Origin of the sequence: Salmonella sp. 741265050_HSA (assembly GCF_046569445.1) — a bacterium.
Lineage (GTDB): Bacteria > Pseudomonadota > Gammaproteobacteria > Enterobacterales > Enterobacteriaceae > Salmonella > Salmonella enterica.
Window position 1 is genome coordinate 240,691 of sequence record NZ_JBKFSV010000003.1, and the last position, 21,839, is coordinate 262,529.

The following is a 21,839-nucleotide window of genomic DNA, read 5'->3' on the forward strand; positions in this document are numbered from 1 at the left end:
TTCCTTTGCAATACCGTTTTTTGCTAAACATTTCGATTACACGACTATAGGGAGCGCAGGAGAGTGAATGAAATGACGAATTGGAATGAGTAGTTCCTCAAAGGAATAACGCGGCCCAAAAACCAATATCAAAAAATGCTTAACGTACCGGATTGCCAGCATTTAGGAGCAAATGAAATTGTATTAACACGATCGCGGTTTCATACTAGCCACGTAAAATTTTGTTCTGTATTTAAGGACTCATTATGTTTTCCGCAACGCGCCGCTTTGCCGTCATTCTGGCGCTCGGCGTAGGCTTTATCCTTCCTGCACAAGCAGCATCACCAGGGCCTGGTGAAATAGCGAATACTCAGGCACGACATATCGCCACCTTTTTTCCCGGGAGAATGACTGGCTCCCCCGCCGAGATGTTGTCTGCCGATTATTTACGCCAACAATTTACCCAGATGGGATATCAAAGCGATATTCGAACGTTTAATAGCCGATTTATTTATACCACGAAGGATAATCGCAAAAACTGGCATAACGTGACGGGCAGTACGGTCATCGCCGCCCATGAAGGGCGCGTGCCGCAACAGATCATCATTATGGCGCATCTGGATACCTACGCTCCGCAGAGCGACGCTGATGTCGATGCCAATCTGGGCGGTTTAACGTTACAGGGAATGGATGATAATGCCGCGGGATTAGGCGTTATGCTGGAACTGGCGGCGCGTCTGAAAGATATACCGACCCATTATGGGATTCGTTTTATCGCCACCAGCGGGGAAGAAGAGGGAAAGCTAGGCGCGGAAAATTTACTCAAACGAATGAGTGACGCTGAGAAGAAAAATACGCTGCTGGTGATTAATCTCGATAACCTGATTGTTGGCGACAAGCTCTATTTTAATAGCGGGAAAAATACGCCGGAAGCGGTGCGTACACTGACCCGCGATCGGGCATTAGCGATTGCGCGCCGTTATGGTATCGCCGCCAACACCAATCCGGGACGCAATCCATCCTACCCCAAAGGAACGGGTTGCTGTAATGACGCGGAGGTTTTCGATAAAGCGGGAATATCGGTGCTTTCTGTTGAGGCGACGAACTGGAATCTGGGTAAAAAAGACGGATACCAGCAACGCGTGAAAAATGCATCCTTCCCGAACGGCAATAGCTGGCACGACGTACGGCTTGATAATCAACAGCATATTGACAAGGCGCTGCCAGGGCGGATTGAGCGCCGTAGCCGCGATGTAGTACGGATAATGCTGCCGTTGGTAAAAGAGCTGGCGAAGGCGGAAAAAACGTCCTGATATGCTGGTGAAACGTGTTTATCCCCGCTGGCGCGGGGAACATTTTTCAGCCCTTGCCGACTGCGGAACGCCCCTCGGTTTATCCCCGCTGGCGCGGGGAACACATAACCGCCGCGTCGCCGAGCGTGATCTGTTCCGGTTTATCCCCGCTGGCGCGGGGAACACGAGCAATGGCAGGCCGCAACCGCACAGGCCGACGGTTTATCCCCGCTGGCGCGGGGAACACATACGCTATGGGATCAAAAGACAATGCGCGAGCGGTTTATCCCCGCTGGCGCGGGGAACACAGCCGCTGGTGTGGCGGGACAAGAAAAATCTCCGGTTTATCCCCGCTGGCGCGGGGAACACACAATCTTGACAAAATTAATCAATACAAATCGCGGTTTATCCCCGCTGGCGCGGGGAACACGATAACTCAATTATTTGTATTGGCGGTTTATTCGGTTTATCCCCGCTAGCGCGGGGAACACTTCATGTGAATAAATTATTTTTTCTCTTGCACCGGTTTATCCCCGCTGGCGCGGGGAACACGCTATCGGAGTTAAAGAGGATCTCGATTATGCCGGTTTATCCCCGCTGGCGCGGGGAACACCATAACTATTTCGACGTTAGTCCAGCCACCAGCGGTTTATCCCCGCTGGCGCGGGGAACACGCTATCACCGACCATGCGAACCCCTAGCGAGCCGGTTTATCCCCGCTGGCGCGGGGAACACTCTTGCTGGGCTTTCTTGATCAAGTCATTTTGCGGTTTATCCCCGCTGGCGCGGGGAACACGTCAGGACAATACGCGACAATACGCACAGCCGCGGTTTATCCCCGCTGGCGCGGGGAACACGTTGACCCAGTGACCCGCCAGAAATAACAATTCGGTTTATCCCCGCTGGCGCGGGGAACACAGCCAGTAAATAACCGTGAAATCGAGATCGCCCGGTTTATCCCCGCTGGCGCGGGGAACACTCGCACCAGAAATATTCCTGATAATCGGGATACGGTTTATCCCCGCTGGCGCGGGGAACACGTTAACGCCGGATGCCAACTCAAATGGCGAGGCGGTTTATCCCCGCTGGCGCGGGGAACACGTATCTAAATAATATGTGCTAATTGGTGCGCCCGGTTTATCCCCGCTGGCGCGGGGAACACATTGACGGTTATTACCGCCTGATGATGGAGGCCGGTTTATCCCCGCTGGCGCGGGGAACACATGAGCACTCGTATTTTTGAGATTGTCCAGGGCGGTTTATCCCCGCTGGCGCGGGGAACACCCATAACGTTGACTGTTTTACCTCATAAGTGTCGGTTTATCCCCGCTGGCGCGGGGAACACTTGTTTAATGGTTAAAAGTCCTACAGTACCAACGGTTTATCCCCGCTGGCGCGGGGAACACATTTACAGGGTCTGAAATATACTCATAAATGTCGGTTTATCCCCGCTGGCGCGGGGAACACCCATAACGTTGACTGTTTTACCTCATAAGTGTCGGTTTATCCCCGCTGGCGCGGGGAACACTTTGGAATTATAAACGGCGCGAGAAATAGTATCGGTTTATCCCCGCTGGCGCGGGGAACACTAATTTATTCGATGGGATTACAATGCCAAAGTCGGTTTATCCCCGCTGGCGCGGGGAACACTTTAAATTCAGCAACATCAAAAGATGTTTTGACGGTTTATCCCCGCTGGCGCGGGGAACACCTACAACGGCAACAAGTCAGCATTTGCAAAGGCGGTTTATCCCCGCTGGCGCGGGGAACACTATCGTTGCGTAAGATGATGCTAGCCCTGTTTCGGTTTATCCCCGCTGGCGCGGGGAACACTTATAATCATTTAAATTTATTTATTGATAAATCGGTTTATCCCCGCTGGCGCGGGGAACACTTTCAACCCCTACTATTCGCAATACAAGTGAACGGTTTATCCCCGCTGGCGCGGGGAACACTGATTCGGGTCTTAAAGTATTGCTAATATTTTCGGTTTATCCCCGCTGGCGCGGGGAACACACAATTACCAACAGATTCCCAATCTCAAGCAGCGGTTTATCCCCGCTGGCGCGGGGAACACATAAATTCCTCACCTAAATCACCACCGACAGCCGGTTTATCCCCGCTGGCGCGGGGAACATACTCCAAAGTGTTATATAGTCAATAAATTAGCCGGTTTATCCCCGCTGGCGCGGGGAACACTATTTCTTTCATTATTTTTGATACCGTTTTCACGGTTTATCCCCGCTGGCGCGGGGAACACTAATTTAGATATCAGTGATGGAACTCAATATTCGGTTTATCCCCGCTGGCGCGGGGAACACTTTTCTAAAAAATGCTATACCTCCGGATAAATCGGTTTATCCCCGCTGGCGCGGGGAACACCCATAACGTTGACTGTTTTACCTCATATGTGTCGGTTTATCCCCGCTGGCGCGGGGAACACATTTTCATTAATAACTTTATCAATATAGTTATCGGTTTATCCCCGCTGGCGCGGGGAACACAGCCAATCTACCTATAGTAGTTAATAACGAGCCGGTTTATCCCCGCTGGCGCGGGGAACACTAATATAATCCTTCCACCTTAAATGTATCAATCGGTTTATCCCCGCTGGCGCGGGGAACACTAACAGCTAGGGATATTGTTGGATTATACAGGCGGTTTATCCCCGCTGGCGCGGGGAACACTGTTTTTCATCTGATTTAAAAGTTAAATGCGACGGTTTATCCCCGCTGGCGCGGGGAACACGTAATTGGGTCTGGAATAACGATTGTATCAGCCGGTTTATCCCCGCTGGCGCGGGGAACACTACTAATAAAAATCTATTAGTAGTTGATTTACCGGTTTATCCCCGCTGGCGCGGGGAACACTTTCTAACTTCTGGAGAATCTAAACCTAATGCCGGTTTATCCCCGCTGGCGCGGGGAACACCAATGTGCGCTCTCCAGTAATGGTTGACGATACGGTTTATCCCCGCTGGCGCGGGGAACACTGCTCAGTATACCCCATAGTCTTATACACATACGGTTTATCCCCGCTGGCGCGGGGAACACATCTATGAAATTAGAGGGTTATTATTATTTAACGGTTTATCCCCGCTGGCGCGGGGAACACTTTACCACTTAATGAAGCATTACAATCAGCCACGGTTTATCCCCGCTGGCGCGGGGAACACATCACCGCCCATATATTGAGATAACAATTTTTCGGTTTATCCCCGCTGGCGCGGGGAACACATGATAAATCTGTAGCTTCAATAATAATTCTGCGGTTTATCCCCGCTGGCGCGGGGAACACATTACCAGCACTAATCTGGTACGTTGGGTCAGCGGTTTATCCCCGCTGGCGCGGGGAACACCATATATTAATCCTTATTTAGTGATATACGAACGGTTTATCCCCGCTGGCGCGGGGAACACACTATTTAATGCTATATTCACATATCTATAATCGGTTTATCCCCGCTGGCGCGGGGAACACGTAATTGGGTCTGGAATAACGATTGAATCAGCCGGTTTATCCCCGCTGGCGCGGGGAACACTAATATAATCCTTCCACCTTAAATGTATCAATCGGTTTATCCCCGCTGGCGCGGGGAACACTGGTTCTAACACTAAAAGTTACGAAACTATTCCGGTTTATCCCCGCTGGCGCGGGGAACACAACGTATATATCCCTGCTCGCCTATAGGTTGCCGGTTTATCCCCGCTGGCGCGGGGAACACATTAATATCGGAATTAAATGACATATATAATTCGGTTTATCCCCGCTGGCGCGGGGAACACGTAATTGGGTCTGGGATAACGATTGTATCAGCCGGTTTATCCCCGCTGGCGCGGGGAACACTGTACGCAATGATGGAATATAAACCACACAATCGGTTTATCCCCGCTGGCGCGGGGAACACAAATTAAATGTTTCAATCACCATATATGTGTACGGTTTATCCCCGCTGGCGCGGGGAACACTAATAAATCCGTGTTAGGTAATTGTGTTCTGTCGGTTTATCCCCGCTGGCGCGGGGAACACTATTCTACAAACAACATTATTTACATAAACAGCGGTTTATCCCCGCTGGCGCGGGGAACACATAAGCAGGTCGGTAGTATAAATTATAAGCTACGGTTTATCCCCGCTGGCGCGGGGAACACTCTAAAAAAATATACTTACACATCAATGAATTATCACAAAAAAACAATCTACCAACTTATAAGCAACAAATTTATCTTTTTAAAGAGCGCTCAACTTATTGATTTTCAACAGGAAGAAAAGAAACCAAACGCAGTCCATCCAAATCTACCGGAATACGTCTGTTTTCACCCCATGTCTGAAACTCAAATCCCGATTCTGTGTTGGCCGCCCAGGCCATTACTACGTTTCCGACTCCGCCAAGCTGTGTGATCTGTTGCCAAATCATTTCCCGAATACGCTTCGAGGTATCGCCAACATAAACACCTGCACGAACCTCAAGTAACCAGACGGCAAGACGTCCCCGCAGGCGCGGCGGTACGTTTTCCGTGACCACAACCACCATACTCATCAACCATGCCCCCGATGGCCGCTATCACCCAGTGATTCAGGTTCCGGTATTGCTGGCGGCAGCATATCCGACGCAGGCTGAGGGGGTTCAATTTCACCGGCAGCGAGCACCTCTTCGATCAGCGGGATCAATTTTCCGGTCAGCTTCGAACTGCGAAAAATATCCCGGCAGGCCAGGCGCACTTCTTTATCAGGTTCCGCCGGGTGACGAGCGGCGATCTCAAATGCTTTAGGCACCACCGATTCAAATTTGATGATATCGGCAATGTCATAAACAAAAGAAAGCGGCTTACCGCTATGGATAAAACCGATAGCTGGCGCATATCCCGCCGCCAGGATAGCCGCTTCTGAAATCCCGTACAGGCACGATGTCGCCGCGCTAATACATCGGTTGACGACATCCCCCTTCTCCCAGTCTTTCGGATCATAGTTACGACCATGCCACTTCACGCCATACTGCTTCGCCAGTAATGCATAGGTCGCCCGCACACGGGATCCTTCAATACCACGCAACTGCTCAATAGAGCGGCGGGCTGGCGGCGGTTCGCGAAAGCGCAACTCGTACATTTTACGCACTACCTTCAGACGCAAATCGTCATCCAGCGCCAGTTTTGCCTGGTAGAGTAATTTATCCGCTCTCGCTCCGCCCGGCTGCCCGGAAGAATAAACCCGCACGCCAGCTTCTCCCACCCATACCAACAGGGTGCCGACCGTTGATGCCAGATGTACTGCCGCATGTGAAACCCGCGTTCCCGGTTCCAGCATGATGCAGGCAACCGATCCCACCGGAATATGCGTACGAACCCCGGTTTTATTGATTAATACAAATGCCCCATCCAGCACGTCAATCTGACCGTACTGGAGGAAGATCATCGAGGTTCGATCTTTTAACGGGATCGGATTGAGCGGTACAAACGTCACGCATCGTCTCCGGGTTTGATCATCATCATTCCGCAGCCAAACGCCCGGCTTTTACCGTACCCCTGCGCCAGACGTTGCAGGAAAAGCGCGGGATCGTTAACCACCAGCACGCCGGTATAGTCCACGCTGCTAAACTGAATCATCTGCCGGGATTTCTCGCGGCGTATCTGCTGCTGCCGGTAAGCATCAACGCTCGTCTCGCGTAGGGTGAAGCCATTTTGTTCCCCCTGGCGCGCCAGCCATTCCAACGCCGCCTGCTGCTGATAAGACCAAATATCCTGGCTATCGCCCTGCGTTTTACGCTGGCGTTTCGCCTCCATCAGCAAATCGTGACGCTTACCGTTTTTGCAAATTGTCGGATTGGCGCGCAAGTTAAACCGCAGCGTCTGTCCCGCGCTCAGCATTGGCGCAAACGGGCGAGTCTGCACGTCAAAAATCGCGCTGGCAGCAGGCTGTTCCTGTGAGAGAACAAAAAAGCGAAACGCACCCTGTAACTCTTCGCGGCGATAAAGAAACTGCCGTTCCTTGCCGCCGGGAAAGAGATCCCATAACCACTGGTGCATCACGTACTCGCCGCGCTCCACCAGATGCAAGAGCTGTGCCGGCGAAAGCTCGCTGGTGTGCAGCGTTATTCTTGAGAGATACACGCGTCCTCCTTGCGGAGCCACGGCCCCTGATTCACGCTACGTTCACCGAACAACCATTGCTGGCGGCTCAATGGCATGTCGCGACGACGTAAAATTTTGTTCGCCGTTAAGCCATCGTGTTCACCTTCCCACCAGCATTCATTCTGTAATCTGGGGAGAGTCAGTTTCAGCGTATTGAATTGATCCTGATACCAACGATATGCTTCACGCAGGACATCCGGCGCACGCCCGTCCAGCAGTTGCGGCGCAAGCGGCAACGCCAGAGGGTGACTTTTGCGCCCCAGATACAGCGGGAACACAGGATGTTGTAACGACGCCTGAAGCTGCGCCAACGTGTAAGGCGCGTCCGGCGTCGCGCTGACAGCGATCATCCACCAGGCGTCGGTGTAGTAGTCGCGTCGGGAAATCAGCGCGCTCAGTAACTCAGGATCCTGCAACTCTTCACGGCGGCTAAAGTAACGTGCCTTACGTACCTCTTTCGGCATCTGCACCGTGTGATAATCCCTCGCCCAGCGCGGGTTGCCGCTGGCGCACAGCAAAAATTGGTAATGACGATTGAAGGCGTTTAGCCGTTCCTCCTCATCGCGGCGAATACCCAGCGCCGCAGCTAATAACCCCAACAGCGCAGAACGCGAAGGAAGTTCATGGCTGTGGCGCACTTCGCCTGGCGCATCCACGCCCCAGGAGGCCATCGGCCCGTGAAGCTGAAAAACCAGATATTGGCTCATAAGCCGCCCCTTACGCGCAGATGAAGTCAAGCACGTCTTTCATGCTTCCCTGCTGATTCATCACGTCGAAACTGGCGGTATCAGTCCGCTGGTCATAAACCTTATTCATATTCTTATGCAGCGATATAATACGCTTAACCGCAACGTTCAATTGGTCTGTACCGTTGATCGGTTCATAAAACGCGGCCGCCAGTGAACGTGGTTGGTCGGTGCCTTTTTCAGCCAGCGCCCACGAAGCATAGGCACGGCTGGCAAAGCTGTTCTGTTTGCCGGTCGGCGACACTTTCAGCGCCGCTTCAGTAAAGGCGCGCAGCGTTTTGTTTGCCAGTTCTTCATTGCCGTTCAGGTTTTTCACCAGCAGATCTTTGTCGATGCAGATATAGGTGTAAAACAGCGCGGAGCCAAAGCCGGTTTCGCCGAGATGGCCTGCGCCTGCATCTTCTGCCGATGCCTGGCGGAGGTCATCCACAGCGGTAAAGAAATCGTCTTCGACGATCGTTTCGCTGACGCCGAAGGCGTGGGCGACCTGACAGGCGGCTTCCACGTTAAAATCGGGCTTATTCGCCAGCATACGGCCAAACATCGCAATATCGACAGCCATGCGATCTTTACGTAGCAGTGCAAGCTCTTCCTCTTTTGGCGCGCGTTTTTCTTCCGCCAGACGGTGCGCTAGCGCTTTTACGCCCTCAAATTCAGCAGGGCTGATATGCACCAATTGCTCGGTTTCAGCATTCGTCAGTTCATCTTTTGGTTTCTTTTCCGCCTTTACCTTGCCAAAACAGTTGGCAATTTTTTCCACATACTCAACTGCTTTTTTGGCATCGATGCCGCTTTCAATCAGGATTTGCGCTGCCTCACGCGCAATGCGACCAGTACGAATACCGATATTCCCGGCAAGCGCCTGCTCAAACAGTTCCGAGGTGCGCCAGGCGCGTTTCAGGCTCTGAGAGGAGATACGCAGACGCGTTGCGCCGCCAAGCACCACGGTTTTTGGCGCGCCGGTATCATCACGGTTCAGGTTAGCGGCGGGGTAAGCGGTCAGTAAGTGAAGCTGAATAAACGTTGTCATAAAGATATCCCTGTTAATCTTGTTCGTTATCGTTATCGGTATCGCCAGCCTGGTAGTATTCCAGCGCCCAGCGGATACGGAGAAATTCGGTTGACCGCTGCTGGCGGCGATGGTGGCTCAGCAAGTCGTCTTGTTCCCGGCACCAGCAAAAAATATCCTCTGCCAGTGAAAACAGATTGACCGCGCCATTTGACAGTTTCACCGCACGGCGCAGTTGGCGCAGCAGTTCATCCGGCGTCTTTACTGCGCAAAGCCGGGTAAAACGCAGTTCCGACATCACGCCGTTGAGCTGTGCGGCGAATTTTTGCCGCTCATCAATCGCTTTCACATTCGCCGCCAGCGCCGCTGTTAGCGCCAGCGCGGTTACGCGCCACTCCTGCCCGTCAATTTTCCACAGCGTATGCGTCTGCATCAGCAGGGAGCGAAATCCTTCTGACAGGCAGGCATCGTTCACCGTCGTGCTGCGCCGCAAGCTGGCCCGCGCGCCACGCTTCTCCTGCAACGCCTCATGCCATTTGCTCAGCGTGACCTTGTGATCCTCTTGCACAATTCTCATTCAGCAGCCTCCTGCTTCTTTGCTTTGGCGGCTTTCGCGCTTTGCTTTTCCGCCGATGTCGTAAAATATTTCTTGCGTGCGGTCATGATGCGCTTCAGATCGCTGCTCTCATAAGGGTTGGTAAAAACGCGGTCGTCGAAGTAACGACGGGTAAACAGCCAAAGTTCTCTTTGCCATTTATTCAGTCTTTCGTCCGGCTTGTGGCCGTTTTCCAGATCGTGAATCAGGGTAAGAAAACGTCCCTGCGTCAGGTTCCAGAAATCAATGTCGATAAAACTGAAATCACCGCGGGCACCTTTCGCATCGGCAAACCAGGCCTCTTTCAGCGCGCTGCGCAGCAGGCTGAGGAGGCGGGTAGCAGTTTGTGTTGCTTTACGTAAATCAGGGATCAGGCCTTCCGTCATCAGCAACGGAAAGTGATGCTCATACCAGCAGCGAATTTTCATATTGTCGAAATCCGCGCCAAAGCCCCAGATCCCCGCTTTGACATTCCTGAGACGGCGTGCGTTAAACACGTTAACAACCAGCGCCGGATATTCTTTATTCGCTTCTGTATGGTTTTCCTGACTTAATCCCAGCCAGTCGCGCCAGATAAGGCCGCCGGGCTGCGGTTTAACGGAAAAGAAGGCGTTTTGATCTTTCACCGGGGCGCGATAAGGCGTCAGAGGGTGCCGCCAGCCATCGTAGTTAACGCCGTAGTTCTTAACGGTCATAAAGCCAAGAAGCTCATCGCTTTCAGCGCCGCAAATATCGCAGCAACCTGACTGTAAGGTGGCAAAATCCAGGCGGATACGACGCGGCATCCCCCAATACGCCTGGAGTTTATTGACCTGCTCCGGCGTGGTAATAGCATTCGCCTGTTCACTGGTTCGCGTTGCGGCAAGCCACGGGAAAACCGACGCGTCATAAGTCGCAGGTAAAGGCATATCCGCAACATCCTGCGGCATTACGTTCAGCCACAGTTTTCTCCACAACGGCGTTTGCCGCTCACCCTGATACACCTGCAATTCAATTAGCGTTGTCATCGGCCCGCCGCCGCGTAGCCCGGTACGGTAGCCTTTGCCGCCAGAAGGGGCATTAAGCTGTAACGAGAACAGCGCCAGCGCAGCGCATTGCGGGCAAAATCGTTCCGTTACGCCACGTTTGACAAAATGATCTTTATTAAATTTGGTCGTTTGCGCGCCAGGTGTTTCCGGAAGCAGCGAGGCAACTGACACTTTTTCGCCGGTTAACGGTTCAAAATCCTGCATAAAAGACGGTGTTTCTGCGCCAAACTGAAAAGCGTGTTCTAACGGTGCTAATGCTTCACGCAGCATTTGCTCTGTTAGCCCATCCAACCAAACATCTTCCCACCGGGCGCTATTCTTCGGCGCGATGCTGCATTGCAGCACCCCCAGTAGAAACTGCCAGGCTGCACCCTGTAAATCGGCCCGCGTTGCGGCGATGTCCACCACGTTTTCATCCGCCAGATCGACGGGAGCCAACTTACCCGTCGAGCCGTCTTTGAAACGGACGGGGAGCCAGGGCGTTGTTAAAAGTGAAAAATTGTCCATATCTGTATTCGTTATTCCCCCATCATGCCAATCAATCCCTCATTCGCCGAATAACCACAAGCGGCAAAGTCCGTTACCACGATCACGATGGCAAAATCCTTATTCTGGTGTTGTTCAACACACCACTGTTGAAACGATTCACCTTTTAACCGTTCAAACTCGTCTTTATGTTTATCCCACCAGCTCTGACGTACCCGCAGCACGCTCATCTCCCAGGCGTGTTCACCGCTGGCATAAGGGGTTACGACGCCATCCACGATTTTCGCCAGCCACAGCGAGACAGACTCTTCCGCCAACCGCGTTGACATTTTCTCCGGTAGAGAATCGCTAATTTCAGCACAATAGCCCGGCGCAAAGTTAAGCAGCATCTGGCTGGCAAATGCCCGGTCGCAATAAAATTTGCCTTCCTGCAATTGCTCGGTTTTTGCAAATCCAACCGGCATGTTGACATCCTCGCCGTAAACCGACTCAATTAACAAGCGGGCAGATTGCGGCATCCGAATCGTCCCCTGCTCACGTAATATGCGCTGCGTCAGCCACATGCGCCCATGATCGGGATAGACATAGGCGCTGTTACGCATGGCGCTGGATAACCAGTTCTCTCGCGGCGCGTCATCCCACTCCGGAGCAAGAATGCGCAGCACTGGCGTCTCTCGCTCATCCTGCCCACTCTTTTTCACCAGACCGTTACGATCACGAATATGACGCTGTAGTCGACCGGCCCGCTGAATTAATAAATCCACCGGCGCTAAATCAGAGATCATCTCATCGCAGTCAATATCCAGACTTTGTTCGATGACCTGCGTGGCGATAATGACCTTACCGGCACGTTGCGCGCCGCTCTGTTTGCCAAAGAGATTCAGCGTCTGTGACTCAATCCGCTGACGATCGTGAAAAGCAAAGCGACTATGGAAGAGTAAAAGGTTTTCCGTGGCGACGACCTTACTCAGTTGAAGCTGGCGATAGATACGAATCGCATCATCAACGGAGTTACGTATCCAGGCGATACAGTTTCCTTTTTCCACTGCTTCACCTATACGTTCAAGACACGACTCTTCACTATGTAGCCAGCCAATATCTACACTACGCTCAACCTCTTTGCGTGTATCAACCCGCTGAGAAATCAGCTCTGTTTGTGTGACCTGAGTCAGCCAGGGATAGTCGTCATGGCCTAGCAACGGCGCCTGCACACTACGCCTCACCCCACGGGAAAATGCCGCCACCAGCTTATCTCGCTGCTGCTGCGATAGCGTCGCGGATAACAGAATAGTGGCGTTGCCATTACTGGCCTGCCGTTCGATCAAACCTTCGAGTATTCGGGACATCCAGGCATCACAGGCATGGATCTCATCAGCCAGTAAAATCTTGTTGCTAAGACCCAGTAACCGCAGGTTGTTATGTTTAAATGGCATTACCGCCATCATCGCCTGATCCAACGTGCCTACACCAACCTCCGCCAACAACGCTTTTTTATTGCTGTCGGCAAACCAGGCGGCGCATCCCTGACTATAAGGCTGCGCTTCATCGGGTTCTTCCGTACCAGAAAGAGTGACCGACCATATTGACTGATTGAAACGATCCATTAAGCGACGCGCGCTATGCGCCAGAATCAGGCTGGGACGGGAGTCCGGCTGATACAACGCCAGCCAGGTGTTCGCCATACGTTCAAACATCGCATTGGCTGTCGCCATTGTCGGCAGTCCAAAATAGAGTCCCTGCGCTTTACCTGCCGCCATCAGTCGATGAGCTAATATGAGCGCCGCCTCTGTTTTTCCGGCCCCGGTGACATCTTCAAGAATAAAGAGTTGGGCACCATCCACGTTGATATCCAGCTCAAGCGCCTTTTGTTGTAACGGTGTGGGATGCTGAATAAAAGGGAAAAGCGTTTCTATGCCCGTAAAGGCAGACACATTCGCCGCTGAGGGAAATAGCGTAATGGCAGTTTGTGCTTTAGTGAGAGCTTGCTGCCAGTAGGTATCAACAGGCATTTCTTCCGCAGTACGCGGAAAATAACGGCTGGCAGAACCAGTCCAGTCAGCCAGTACAACCGCAGCGGAAATAAACCAGGAAAGTTGCTGAAATTGGGCGATACCCTCATCTTCATCCCAGGCTTCAGGCAAAGTAATTAAAGGAAAGAGCGCTTTTATTCTCAGAAGAAAATCTCTTGCCGCGTCTTTATCCTGCTGGCGAAAATGGTCCAGCTCCTGGATTGCCTCTGGAGGGCGTCCATGATGACCTGTAGTGACTGGCATCCAAAGTGCCATAACACGCTTACTTTTACGAACTGAAAGCGAAGAAGGAGGAAACAATTCAGGGCATTCACTTAGCCAGGAGTTCCACAACTCGTATCCCAGCGTGGTATGCGCGATTTTTTCATAATGCCGTGTCGGCTCATTAAAGACATTTAAAGCCTCATGACGGTATAGTTGCTGGAAGGAATGAGCAAACTTTCCAATATCATGCCAGCATAAAATCCAGGCAAAAAATTGCGCCGCCTGCTCTTTATCCTGGATGCCTAATTTTTTTAGATAATGGTCAATAAAATAAATATTATTTATCACCATCCAGTAACCCACAGCCGCAACATCTAAAGAATGCCAGCAAAGCAAATGATAATCATCACCGCCGTCAGTTTCTCCTCGTCGAGACTTTCCCCAATAGTGATATATCGACACGTAAACTCCAGCATGTGGATAATAAAAGTACTCTACGCCTTTTTAATGGCCTTTTTTGTTGATATACCTCAAAAAAATTGCACTTCCTGAGATTATATTTAAATATGCTCGCTCAACTTTATACATTCTTCAGAAATATTTATTTCACGAATGATCATTATAAATTTTTCAGCCATTTTCTTCTGGAAGAAGCGATCAAAGAGGCTTCATCCAATGCCCCTGCATGAGGCAAAATTTAAAAAAACGACCATTTGCGGCGAATCATCTACCTTTTGTCTGAATTATCGTCACCACAAAGGATTACCAACCATAAATGTGCTGTATTGATAATGCCGTTCAAATTCTCTCCTGTAGTAAACCTTGTCTGTTTAATAAAAAAGAGAGAATTGAACGATATATTTTACTCCGGATATTGAATAATATAAATTTGAAGGAAGATATTATGCCAGTCACTTTAAGCTTCGGTAATCATCAAAATTATACGCTTAATGAAAGTCGGCTTGCTCATCTGTTAAGCGCAGATAAAGAAAAAGCAATCCATATGGGGGGCTGGGATAAAGTCCAGGATCATTTTAGAGCGGAAAAAAAGGACCATGCGCTGGAAGTGTTACACTCCATCATTCACGGTCAGGGCCGTGGTGAACCTGGAGAGATGGAAGTTAACGTAGAGGATATAAATAAAATTTACGCCTTTAAACGGCTACAACATCTGGCCTGCCCGGCTCATCAGGATCTGTTTACTATCAAGATGGATGCCTCTCAGACACAATTTTTACTTATGGTCGGCGACACGATGATCAGCCAAAGCAATATTAAGGACATCCTCAATATATCAGATGATACAGTGATAGAATCTATGAGTAGAGAGGAGAGACAGTTATTTTTACAAATATGCGAGGTGATTGGTTCGAAGATGACCTGGCACCCGGAATTACTTCAGGAGTCGATTTCTACTCTACGAAAAGAAGTGACGGGCAATGCACAAATCAAAGCGACGGTTTATGAGATGATGCGTCCCGCAGAGGCTCCAGACCACCCCCTTGTCGAATGGCAGGACTCACTTACTGCAGATGAAAAATCGATGCTGGCCTGTATTAATGCCGGTAACTTTGAGCCTACAACTCAGTTTTGCAAAATAGGTTATCAGGAGGTACAAGGTGAAGTCGCTTTTAGCATGATGCATCCGTGCATCTCCTATTTACTACATAGCTATTCACCGTTTGCAGAGTTTAAACCAACAAATTCCGGTTTTTTAAAAAAACTTAATCAGGATTATAACGACTATCATGCAAAAAAAATGTTTATTGATGTAATTCTTGAAAAGCTATATCTAACCCATGAACGTTCTTTGCACATTGGTAAAGATGGGTGCAGTCGTAATATATTACTGGTATAAAGATAGTCAGTAATATACCCTTCATACTTCAAGTTGCTTATGTGTTGGCTACGCTCGTTCACCCCAGTCACATAGTTATCTATGCTCCTGGGGACTCACTCCCTTGCCGCCTTTAAGCAACTCGAATTATTTTGGGTATATAACCAATTTAAAATCCGGCTGCCTGCCGGATTTTTCATAACAGCAAGTATAATCATACCGCGTAAGGACAATCACCCTTCATGCAGCCCGCACTCGCGCTTCAGCCCGAAGAAGCGTGTCTCTTCTTCCGCCATACCCGGCTCCCATTTGCGGGTGGTGTGCGTATCGCCCACCGACAGATAGCCCTGATCCCACAGCGGATGGTATTTCAGACCGTGCTTTTGCAGATACTGGTAAACCGTGCGGTTATCCCAGTCGATAATCGGCAGCACTTTAAACACGCCGCGCTGGATAGCGAGAACGGGTAAATACGCGCGGCTACCGGACTGCTCACGACGCAGACCGGCAAACCACGTCTGCGCTTTCAGCTCTTTTAGCGCCCGGTTCATCGGCTCGACTTTGTTGATGTCATTGTATTTCTCAATACCTTCTACGCCCTGCTCCCACAGTTTGCCGTAGCGCGCCTCCTGCCAGGCCGGACTTTCGCCCGCGCGGTAAACTTTCAGGTTGAGTTTGAGTTTGTCCGTTAACTCATCAATAAACTGATAGGTTTCCGGGAACAAATAGCCGGTATCGGTGAGGATCACCGGGATATCCGGGCGAATCTGGTTCACCAGGTGCAGGCTCACCGCCGCCTGGATGCCAAAGCTTGAAGAAAGCACATATTCGCCGGGCAGATTTTCCAGCGCCCAGACCACGCGTTCTTCGGCAGTCAGCGTTTCCAGTTGGGCGTTGGTTTCCGCCAACGCCAGTACGCGATCGACTTTTGGCAGTTCATTCAATGCGTTGAGATCGAGTTGGGACATAAGTTCCTCACTGTTTGCCTTGCCTGATGGCGCTGCGCTTATCAGGCCTACGCAGACGCCATCCAGCAATTCAGGTTATTCCCAGAAATCACGCGCGGGATCGAGCACCGGGCGAATGATGCCCGCACGCACCGTAAAGTCGCCAAAGCCTTCACCCGCTTCGCGCTCTTTCGCCCAGCGCCCAATCAGTTCATCCAGCGAGGCCAGAATATCCGGCTCGGTGATATTTTCTTTATACATCCGTGGGATACGTGTCCCAATACGGTTGCCGCCAAGATGCAGGTTGTAGCGACCCGGCGCTTTCCCTACTAAACCAATTTCCGCCAGCATCGCGCGGCCACAGCCGTTCGGGCAACCGGTCACGCGCATCACGATATGCTCATCAGGAATGCCGTGTTTTTCCAGAATCGCTTCCACTTTGTCCGTGAACGACGGCAGGAAACGCTCGGCTTCCGCCATTGCCAGCGGGCAGGTCGGGAACGACACGCAGGCCATTGAGTTTTCACGCTGCGCGCTCACCGCATTCATCAGCCCATGATCGCGCGCCAGCGTCTCGATCTTCGCTTTCTGGCTTTCCGGCACGCTGGCAATAATCAGGTTCTGGTTAGCGGTAATACGGAACTCGCCCTGATGAATCTTCGCGATCTCCAGCAGGCCGGTTTTCAGCGGACGCCCCGGATAATCCAGGATACGACCATTTTCAATAAACAGCGTCAGGTGCCAGTTGTTGTCGATCCCTTTCACCCAACCGATACGATCGCCGCGACCGGTAAATTCATACGGACGAATGGGTTCAAATGTGATCCCCGCGCGACGCTCGACTTCCGCTTTAAACGTCTCCAGTCCCACGCGCTCAAGGGTGTATTTGGTTTTGGCGTTTTTCCTGTCGGTACGGTTACCCCAGTCACGCTGCGTGGTCACCACCGCTTCCGCCACCGCCAGGGTGTGCTCCAGCGGCAGATAGCCGAACTCGCTGGCCGTACGAGCGTAGGTTTTCTTATTACCATGCTCAATAGACAGACCGCCACCCACCAGCAGGTTAAAGCCGACCAGCTTGCCGTTTTCGGCAATCGCCACGAAGTTCATGTCGTTGGCGTGCAAATCGATATCGTTTTGCGGCGGGATCACCACCGTGGTTTTAAATTTACGCGGCAGATAGGTCTGACCGAGGATCGGCTCTTCATCGGTGGTCGCCACCTTCTCCTGATCGAGCCAGATCTCCGCATAGGCGCGAGTGCGCGGCAGCAGATGTTCAGAGATCTTCTTCGCCCATTCGTAGGCTTCAGCATGCAGCTGAGACTCGTACGGGTTAGAGGTACACAGCACGTTACGGTTCATATCGTTGGCGGTCGCCAGCGCGTCCAGCCCGACCGAATGCAGCATCTGGTGCACCGGCTTGACGTTCTTCTTCAGAATACCGTGAAACTGGAAGGTCTGGCGGTTGGTCAGACGGATACTGCCATAAATCGTGTTATCCGCCGCGAATTTGTCGATCGCTTGCCATTGCGTCGTAGTAATCACCCCGCCCGGCAGGCGGCAGCGCAGCAGCATGGCGTGGCGCGGCTCCAGCTTCTGCGCCGCACGCTCGGCGCGAATATCGCGGTCATCCTGCTGATACATGCCATGAAAGCGTATTAGCAGGAAGTTGTCGCCTTTAAAACCGCCGGTGAGACCGTCGTTCAGATCTTCCACAATGGTACCGCGCAGATAGTTGCTTTCCAGCTTCATGCGCTCGGCATCGGACAGTTTACCTTCGACCACCAGTGGGCCTGGATGTTTTTCGCTCATTAGTAGACATCTCGCTGATAACGGCGCTCTACGCGCAGCTCACTTAAATATTCATCTGCCGATTCGAGGTCCATACCGCCGAATTCAGCGATCACTTCCAGCAATGCTTTTTCGACATCTGCGGCCATACGCCTGGCGTCGCCGCAGACATAAATATGCGCGCCATCATTGATCCAGCGCCACAGCTCGGCGCCCTGTTCACGCAGCTTGTCTTGTACGTAAATTTTTTCTTTTTGATCGCGTGACCAGGCGAGATCGATACGGCTTAACAGCCCCTCTTTCACGTAGCGCTGCCACTCCACCTGATAGAGGAAATCTTCGGTAAAGTGCGGGTTGCCGAAGAACAGCCAGTTCTTGCCTTCCGCCCCTTCCGCCGCGCGTTGCTGCATAAAGGCGCGGAACGGCGCGATACCCGTACCTGGGCCAATCATAATCACCGGAGTCTGCGGATTCGCTGGCAGGCGGAAATTATCGTTATGCTCAATAAAGACGCGCACTTCGCCCTCTTCTTCCACGCGGTCGGCGAGGAAGCTGGAAGCACCACCCGTGCGGGCGCGGCCTTCAATATCGTAGCGCACGACGCCGACGGTTACGTGTACTTCGCTTTCGACTTCCGCCTGCGCGGAGGCGATGGAGTACAGACGCGGCGTCAGCGGGCGCAACAGGTCGATTAATGCTTCAGCGTCGAGCTGCGCCGGAGAGAAACGCACCATATCAACAATGGGCGTGGTCGCGGCGTAGTGCTGGAGCTGCGCTTTGTCGCCCACTAATGGCAACAGCGACTCACTGCGCGTCAGGGTCGCGTAGCTCTCAACAATGTTGGCGGTATTCACTGTCAGCTCGAAGTGCCACTCCAGCGCTTCGGCGAGCGGCAGGGTTTTACCGTCAACCGTCACCGGCTCATCGCCTTTCAGCCACAGCAACTCAACCAGCTCCTTCACCAGAGCCGGATCGTTCTGATACCAGACGCCCAGCGCATCGCCCGGCTGATAGCGCAGGCCGGAGTCGCCTAAATCAATCTCAATATGACGAACGTCTTTTTCCGAGTTGCGACCGGTGATTTTCTGATTCACGGAGAGGGTCGCGGTCAGCGGCGCGTCTTTAGTATAGGGGCTGGTGTGGATGTCGTTTACCTCGCCAGTAGCGACGGATTGCGAAGGTGCCGCGACAGGTGCGCGGGACTTCAGAACATCAACCACGCGGGCGCGCCATTCGCTGGCAGCTGCCTGATATTCAACGTCAGCATCGACACGGTCGAGCAGACGTTCACCGCCCAGTTCCGCCAGTTTGCTGTCGAAATCTTTTCCGGACTGGCAGAAAAATTCATAAGAGGTGTCGCCGAGGCTAAACACGGCAAAAGCGGTGTTTTCCAGTTTCGGCGCTTTTTTCGAGAACAGGAACTTATGCAGAGCGACGGCCTCTTCCGGCGGCTCGCCTTCTCCCTGGGTGGATGTCACTATCACCAGTAGTTTTTCACTGGCAATCTGTTTGAATTTGTAGTCGCCGGCGTTCACCAGTGTCACATTAAGGTTGGCCGCCAGCAGATCATCACGCAGCGCTTCCGCCACACGACGCGCATTGCCGGTTTGCGAAGCGGAGATAAGCGTAACCCCCGGCATCTTCCCCTCAGGAGCAGGCGTGACGGCAACAGCGCCTGAGCGCGGGTTCAGTACGCCCCAAAAATAGCCGGAGACCCAGGCAAGCTGTTCGGGAGTAAGGTCGGTTGTCGCGGCCTGAAGGCGCGCCAGTTGCTCCGGATTAAGCGGAAGCAACCCAGTCAGTGGAGCCGGTGTCGTCATGCGTCGTTATGTTCCAGTAAGCAAAGCGGATCTATACACAAAATCATTCAAGTTCGCCGTAAGCTGAGCGCGCCCCAGGAGCGTACATAAATACGTGACTGGGGTGAGTAAACGCAGTCAACACAGATGCGGCTTGAAAGATGAAATGTATAAGCGATAAATCCCAAACTGAGGATAAGGTTAACGGTGAGAGGAATAACAATTAAAGAAGGGTTGGAAATAACAAATAACCAAATGAACTAACCTGTTTTAGTTATCGTGATTAACGCCAAAATCGATTTTATAATTGATTGATAATTATTAAATTTTCTGGAAATTCTTAAATTAATTGCCCATCACAAGGCGGAGAATGGTTTTAGTTAATGATAAAAAATGCGCTTTCCGGTACCCTACGGCGGTTTTTTTATTGCCTGAGAGTTCATCATGTCCACCACGTTGTATAAAGATTTCACCTTTGAAGCCGCTCACCGCCTGCCTCACGTGCCTGAAGGGCATAAGTGCGGCCGCCTGCACGGACACTCGTTTATGGTGCGTCTCGAAATTACCGGTGAAGTCGATCCGCATACCGGTTGGATTATGGATTTCGCGGATCTCAAAGCGGCGTTTAAACCTACTTACGATCGTCTTGATCACTACTATCTGAATGATATTCCAGGGCTGTCCAATCCCACCAGCGAAGTGCTGGCAAAATGGATTTGGGATCAGGTTAAGCCCGTCGTGCCGCTCCTGAGCGCCGTGATGGTGAAAGAGACCTGTACAGCCGGCTGCGTCTATCGCGGCGAATAAGGTTTATTAACGCGTGGGCTGGATGGCAGATTGATTCCAGCCTATCCACACGACGTTTTATCAGTGAAAACATTGTCCAGCGCGGTGTTAAAAGCGCAGCACATCACCGGTTGCAGGTGCGGTTATTTCCGGTAGCCACAACCGCCCCCAGGCCCCTGTACAGTGACAACCGCATAGTTTTTCAGGTTTGTGTTCTTGCAGAAAGCGCCTGACTCGCCACAGCGTGAACGGTGATGCGCAGCGGAGATGAAATCCGCCGACAAGCGCGTAAATCCGCTTTATACCGGTAATGTTCTGACAGTGCCGGACAATATTTGCGATCCCCCGATGCCCGCATCCCGTAATGATGACTAATCCTTTTGTCGATTGGTAAATCAGTACGCCCTCATCCAAAATAGAGTCCGGCTCCGCATCGTGGCCGCCAAAAATGCCGTAGGCTTCAGGCGCGACCACCGGTATTTCCCCTGACCAGATAAAGTTTTCGCCAATTGGCAGGGGGTCACGCGTGTACATCATTCGGTAGCGTGAATAGTCCACCTCACACGACAATTTTTTTATTTTTCGGGTAATACCGAGAAAAGTCATTGCCGCATAACGTTCACGCGCAATATCGGGATGGCAGATGATTCGACTGTTATCAGGAAGCCACGGCACGCCGCCGCAATGATCGTAATGACCATGCGAAAGCACCACAGCAGACACATCGGACAGGTCGATCCCCATCGCCAACGCGTTTTGCATAAAACTGCCATCAGGGCCGGTATCGAACAAGATAGACGTAGACTCATCCTCAACCAACAGGCTTAACCCTGGCCGGGCCTTCAACGATTTATCCGCTCCAGCTCCCTTATGATTTTCGAGCAATACCCTGATCCTTAACGCCATGGCCTTCTCCTGTCTAAAAGCCTCCCCGGGAAAACGCGGCCTTTTTACTTTACAGGTTTGTAGCTGCCATTACTGGTACACAGATTATGATTATGCAACGGCTATCCTTGTTGGCGCGGGGAACACGGTTTTTCGTCGAAATCAATTTGCCACTCGTGCGGTTTATCCCCGCTGGCGCGGGGAACACGCGTATTCTCGCGGCGTTGGCTCCCGATGAGGCGGTTTATCCCCGCTGGCGCGGGGAACACCCGCAATTCGCGTTCTCTGGCCTGTTTCGCC

At 51.9% G+C, this 21,839-nt stretch carries 15 protein-coding genes and 2 CRISPR repeat arrays (1 of these 17 running past the window's edge); of the genes, 3 read left to right on the forward strand and 12 right to left on the reverse strand.

Features of this window, described 5'->3' with window-relative positions:
- Positions 1–245: 245 nt before the first annotated feature.
- Positions 246–1,292: an aminopeptidase gene (locus tag ACLD4F_RS09525; protein ID WP_000490481.1), complete on the forward strand. Its 1,047-nt coding sequence runs from the start codon at positions 246–248 to the stop codon at positions 1,290–1,292.
- 14 nt (positions 1,293–1,306) lie between these two features.
- Positions 1,307–5,422: a CRISPR direct-repeat array (repeat unit 29 nt; unit sequence CGGTTTATCCCCGCTGGCGCGGGGAACAC).
- Positions 5,423–5,517: 95 nt separating this feature from the next.
- Here the strand turns inward: ACLD4F_RS09525 and cas2e are convergent.
- From cas2e to cas3, 8 genes are read right to left on the reverse strand one after another with little or no spacing between them, the layout of a single operon-like run.
- Positions 5,518–5,811: a type I-E CRISPR-associated endoribonuclease Cas2e gene (gene cas2e / locus ACLD4F_RS09530; protein ID WP_175268176.1), complete on the reverse strand. Its 294-nt coding sequence runs from the start codon at positions 5,809–5,811 to the stop codon at positions 5,518–5,520.
- Positions 5,811–6,731 (reverse strand): type I-E CRISPR-associated endonuclease Cas1e, encoded by a 921-nt coding sequence (cas1e, locus tag ACLD4F_RS09535; protein ID WP_175268175.1) that lies wholly within the window; start codon positions 6,729–6,731, stop codon positions 5,811–5,813. The genes cas2e and cas1e overlap by 1 nt, the downstream gene beginning before the upstream one ends.
- A complete protein-coding gene (gene cas6e / locus ACLD4F_RS09540) occupies positions 6,728–7,378 on the reverse strand; it encodes a type I-E CRISPR-associated protein Cas6/Cse3/CasE (RefSeq protein ID WP_080250563.1) in 651 nt (216 codons plus the stop codon). The genes cas1e and cas6e overlap by 4 nt, the downstream gene beginning before the upstream one ends.
- The gene (gene cas5e / locus ACLD4F_RS09545) at positions 7,360–8,106 is read right to left on the reverse strand and encodes a type I-E CRISPR-associated protein Cas5/CasD (RefSeq protein WP_175268174.1); all 747 of its coding nucleotides are present in this window, start codon (positions 8,104–8,106) and stop codon (positions 7,360–7,362) included. Before cas5e ends, cas6e begins: the two co-directional genes overlap by 19 nt.
- Positions 8,107–8,116: 10 nt before the next feature.
- Complete coding sequence (gene cas7e, locus ACLD4F_RS09550) at positions 8,117–9,175, reverse strand: type I-E CRISPR-associated protein Cas7/Cse4/CasC (protein ID WP_411010803.1); 1,059 nt, start codon at positions 9,173–9,175, stop codon at positions 8,117–8,119.
- A gap of 13 nt (positions 9,176–9,188) precedes the next feature.
- Positions 9,189–9,731 (reverse strand): type I-E CRISPR-associated protein Cse2/CasB, encoded by a 543-nt coding sequence (casB, locus tag ACLD4F_RS09555; RefSeq protein WP_183058940.1) that lies wholly within the window; start codon positions 9,729–9,731, stop codon positions 9,189–9,191.
- Positions 9,728–11,284 (reverse strand): type I-E CRISPR-associated protein Cse1/CasA, encoded by a 1,557-nt coding sequence (casA, locus tag ACLD4F_RS09560; RefSeq protein ID WP_411010804.1) that lies wholly within the window; start codon positions 11,282–11,284, stop codon positions 9,728–9,730. Before casA ends, casB begins: the two co-directional genes overlap by 4 nt.
- An 11-nt stretch (positions 11,285–11,295) precedes the next feature.
- Entirely contained in the window at positions 11,296–13,959 is a 2,664-nt protein-coding gene (gene cas3, locus ACLD4F_RS09565; protein WP_411010805.1) for a CRISPR-associated helicase Cas3', read from the reverse strand.
- Between the two features lie 442 nt (positions 13,960–14,401).
- On the opposite strand from cas3, the gene sopD reads away from it, so the two are divergent.
- Complete coding sequence (gene sopD, locus ACLD4F_RS09570; RefSeq protein ID WP_411010806.1) at positions 14,402–15,355, forward strand: SPI-1 type III secretion system effector SopD; 954 nt, start codon at positions 14,402–14,404, stop codon at positions 15,353–15,355.
- A 212-nt stretch (positions 15,356–15,567) separates the two neighbouring features.
- Here sopD and cysH read toward each other — a convergent pair whose 3' ends face one another.
- From cysH to cysJ, 3 genes are all read right to left on the reverse strand, one after another.
- On the reverse strand, positions 15,568–16,302 hold the full coding sequence (gene cysH, locus ACLD4F_RS09575) for a phosphoadenosine phosphosulfate reductase (RefSeq protein ID WP_000080396.1): 735 nt from the start codon (positions 16,300–16,302) through the stop codon (positions 15,568–15,570).
- A 75-nt stretch (positions 16,303–16,377) separates the two neighbouring features.
- The gene (gene cysI / locus ACLD4F_RS09580; RefSeq protein WP_411010807.1) at positions 16,378–18,090 is read right to left on the reverse strand and encodes an assimilatory sulfite reductase (NADPH) hemoprotein subunit; all 1,713 of its coding nucleotides are present in this window, start codon (positions 18,088–18,090) and stop codon (positions 16,378–16,380) included.
- A complete protein-coding gene (cysJ, locus tag ACLD4F_RS09585; protein WP_411010808.1) occupies positions 18,090–19,889 on the reverse strand; it encodes an NADPH-dependent assimilatory sulfite reductase flavoprotein subunit in 1,800 nt (599 codons plus the stop codon). Before cysJ ends, cysI begins: the two co-directional genes overlap by 1 nt.
- A gap of 423 nt (positions 19,890–20,312) precedes the next feature.
- On the opposite strand from cysJ, the gene queD reads away from it, so the two are divergent.
- Positions 20,313–20,675 carry a 6-carboxytetrahydropterin synthase QueD gene (gene queD, locus ACLD4F_RS09590; RefSeq protein WP_000108313.1) on the forward strand — a complete coding sequence of 121 codons (363 nt, stop codon included), beginning with the start codon at positions 20,313–20,315 and terminating at the stop codon, positions 20,673–20,675.
- 87 nt (positions 20,676–20,762) lie between these two features.
- Here queD and ACLD4F_RS09595 read toward each other — a convergent pair whose 3' ends face one another.
- Positions 20,763–21,560, reverse strand: a complete 798-nt coding sequence (locus tag ACLD4F_RS09595) for an MBL fold metallo-hydrolase (RefSeq protein ID WP_001540810.1) — start codon at positions 21,558–21,560, stop codon at positions 20,763–20,765.
- A 158-nt stretch (positions 21,561–21,718) separates the two neighbouring features.
- Positions 21,719–21,839: a CRISPR direct-repeat array (repeat unit 29 nt; unit sequence CGGTTTATCCCCGCTGGCGCGGGGAACAC) (it continues 1,373 nt past the right edge of the window).

Excerpts from the sequence above, each read along its gene's own strand:
- cysI (WP_411010807.1), bottom strand. The coding sequence starts at position 18,090 with ATGAGCGAAAAACATCCAGGCCCACTGGTGGTCGAAGGTAAACTGTCC.
- casB (WP_183058940.1), bottom strand. The coding sequence starts at position 9,731 with ATGAGAATTGTGCAAGAGGATCACAAGGTCACGCTGAGCAAATGGCAT.
- cas7e (WP_411010803.1), bottom strand. The coding sequence starts at position 9,175 with ATGACAACGTTTATTCAGCTTCACTTACTGACCGCTTACCCCGCCGCT.
- casA (WP_411010804.1), bottom strand. The coding sequence starts at position 11,284 with ATGGACAATTTTTCACTTTTAACAACGCCCTGGCTCCCCGTCCGTTTC.
- ACLD4F_RS09595 (WP_001540810.1), bottom strand. The coding sequence starts at position 21,560 with ATGGCGTTAAGGATCAGGGTATTGCTCGAAAATCATAAGGGAGCTGGA.
- sopD (WP_411010806.1), top strand. The coding sequence starts at position 14,402 with ATGCCAGTCACTTTAAGCTTCGGTAATCATCAAAATTATACGCTTAAT.
- ACLD4F_RS09525 (WP_000490481.1), top strand. The coding sequence starts at position 246 with ATGTTTTCCGCAACGCGCCGCTTTGCCGTCATTCTGGCGCTCGGCGTA.
- cysJ (WP_411010808.1), bottom strand. The coding sequence starts at position 19,889 with ATGACGACACCGGCTCCACTGACTGGGTTGCTTCCGCTTAATCCGGAG.
- cysH (WP_000080396.1), bottom strand. The coding sequence starts at position 16,302 with ATGTCCCAACTCGATCTCAACGCATTGAATGAACTGCCAAAAGTCGAT.
- cas2e (WP_175268176.1), bottom strand. The coding sequence starts at position 5,811 with ATGAGTATGGTGGTTGTGGTCACGGAAAACGTACCGCCGCGCCTGCGG.
- cas5e (WP_175268174.1), bottom strand. The coding sequence starts at position 8,106 with ATGAGCCAATATCTGGTTTTTCAGCTTCACGGGCCGATGGCCTCCTGG.
- queD (WP_000108313.1), top strand. The coding sequence starts at position 20,313 with ATGTCCACCACGTTGTATAAAGATTTCACCTTTGAAGCCGCTCACCGC.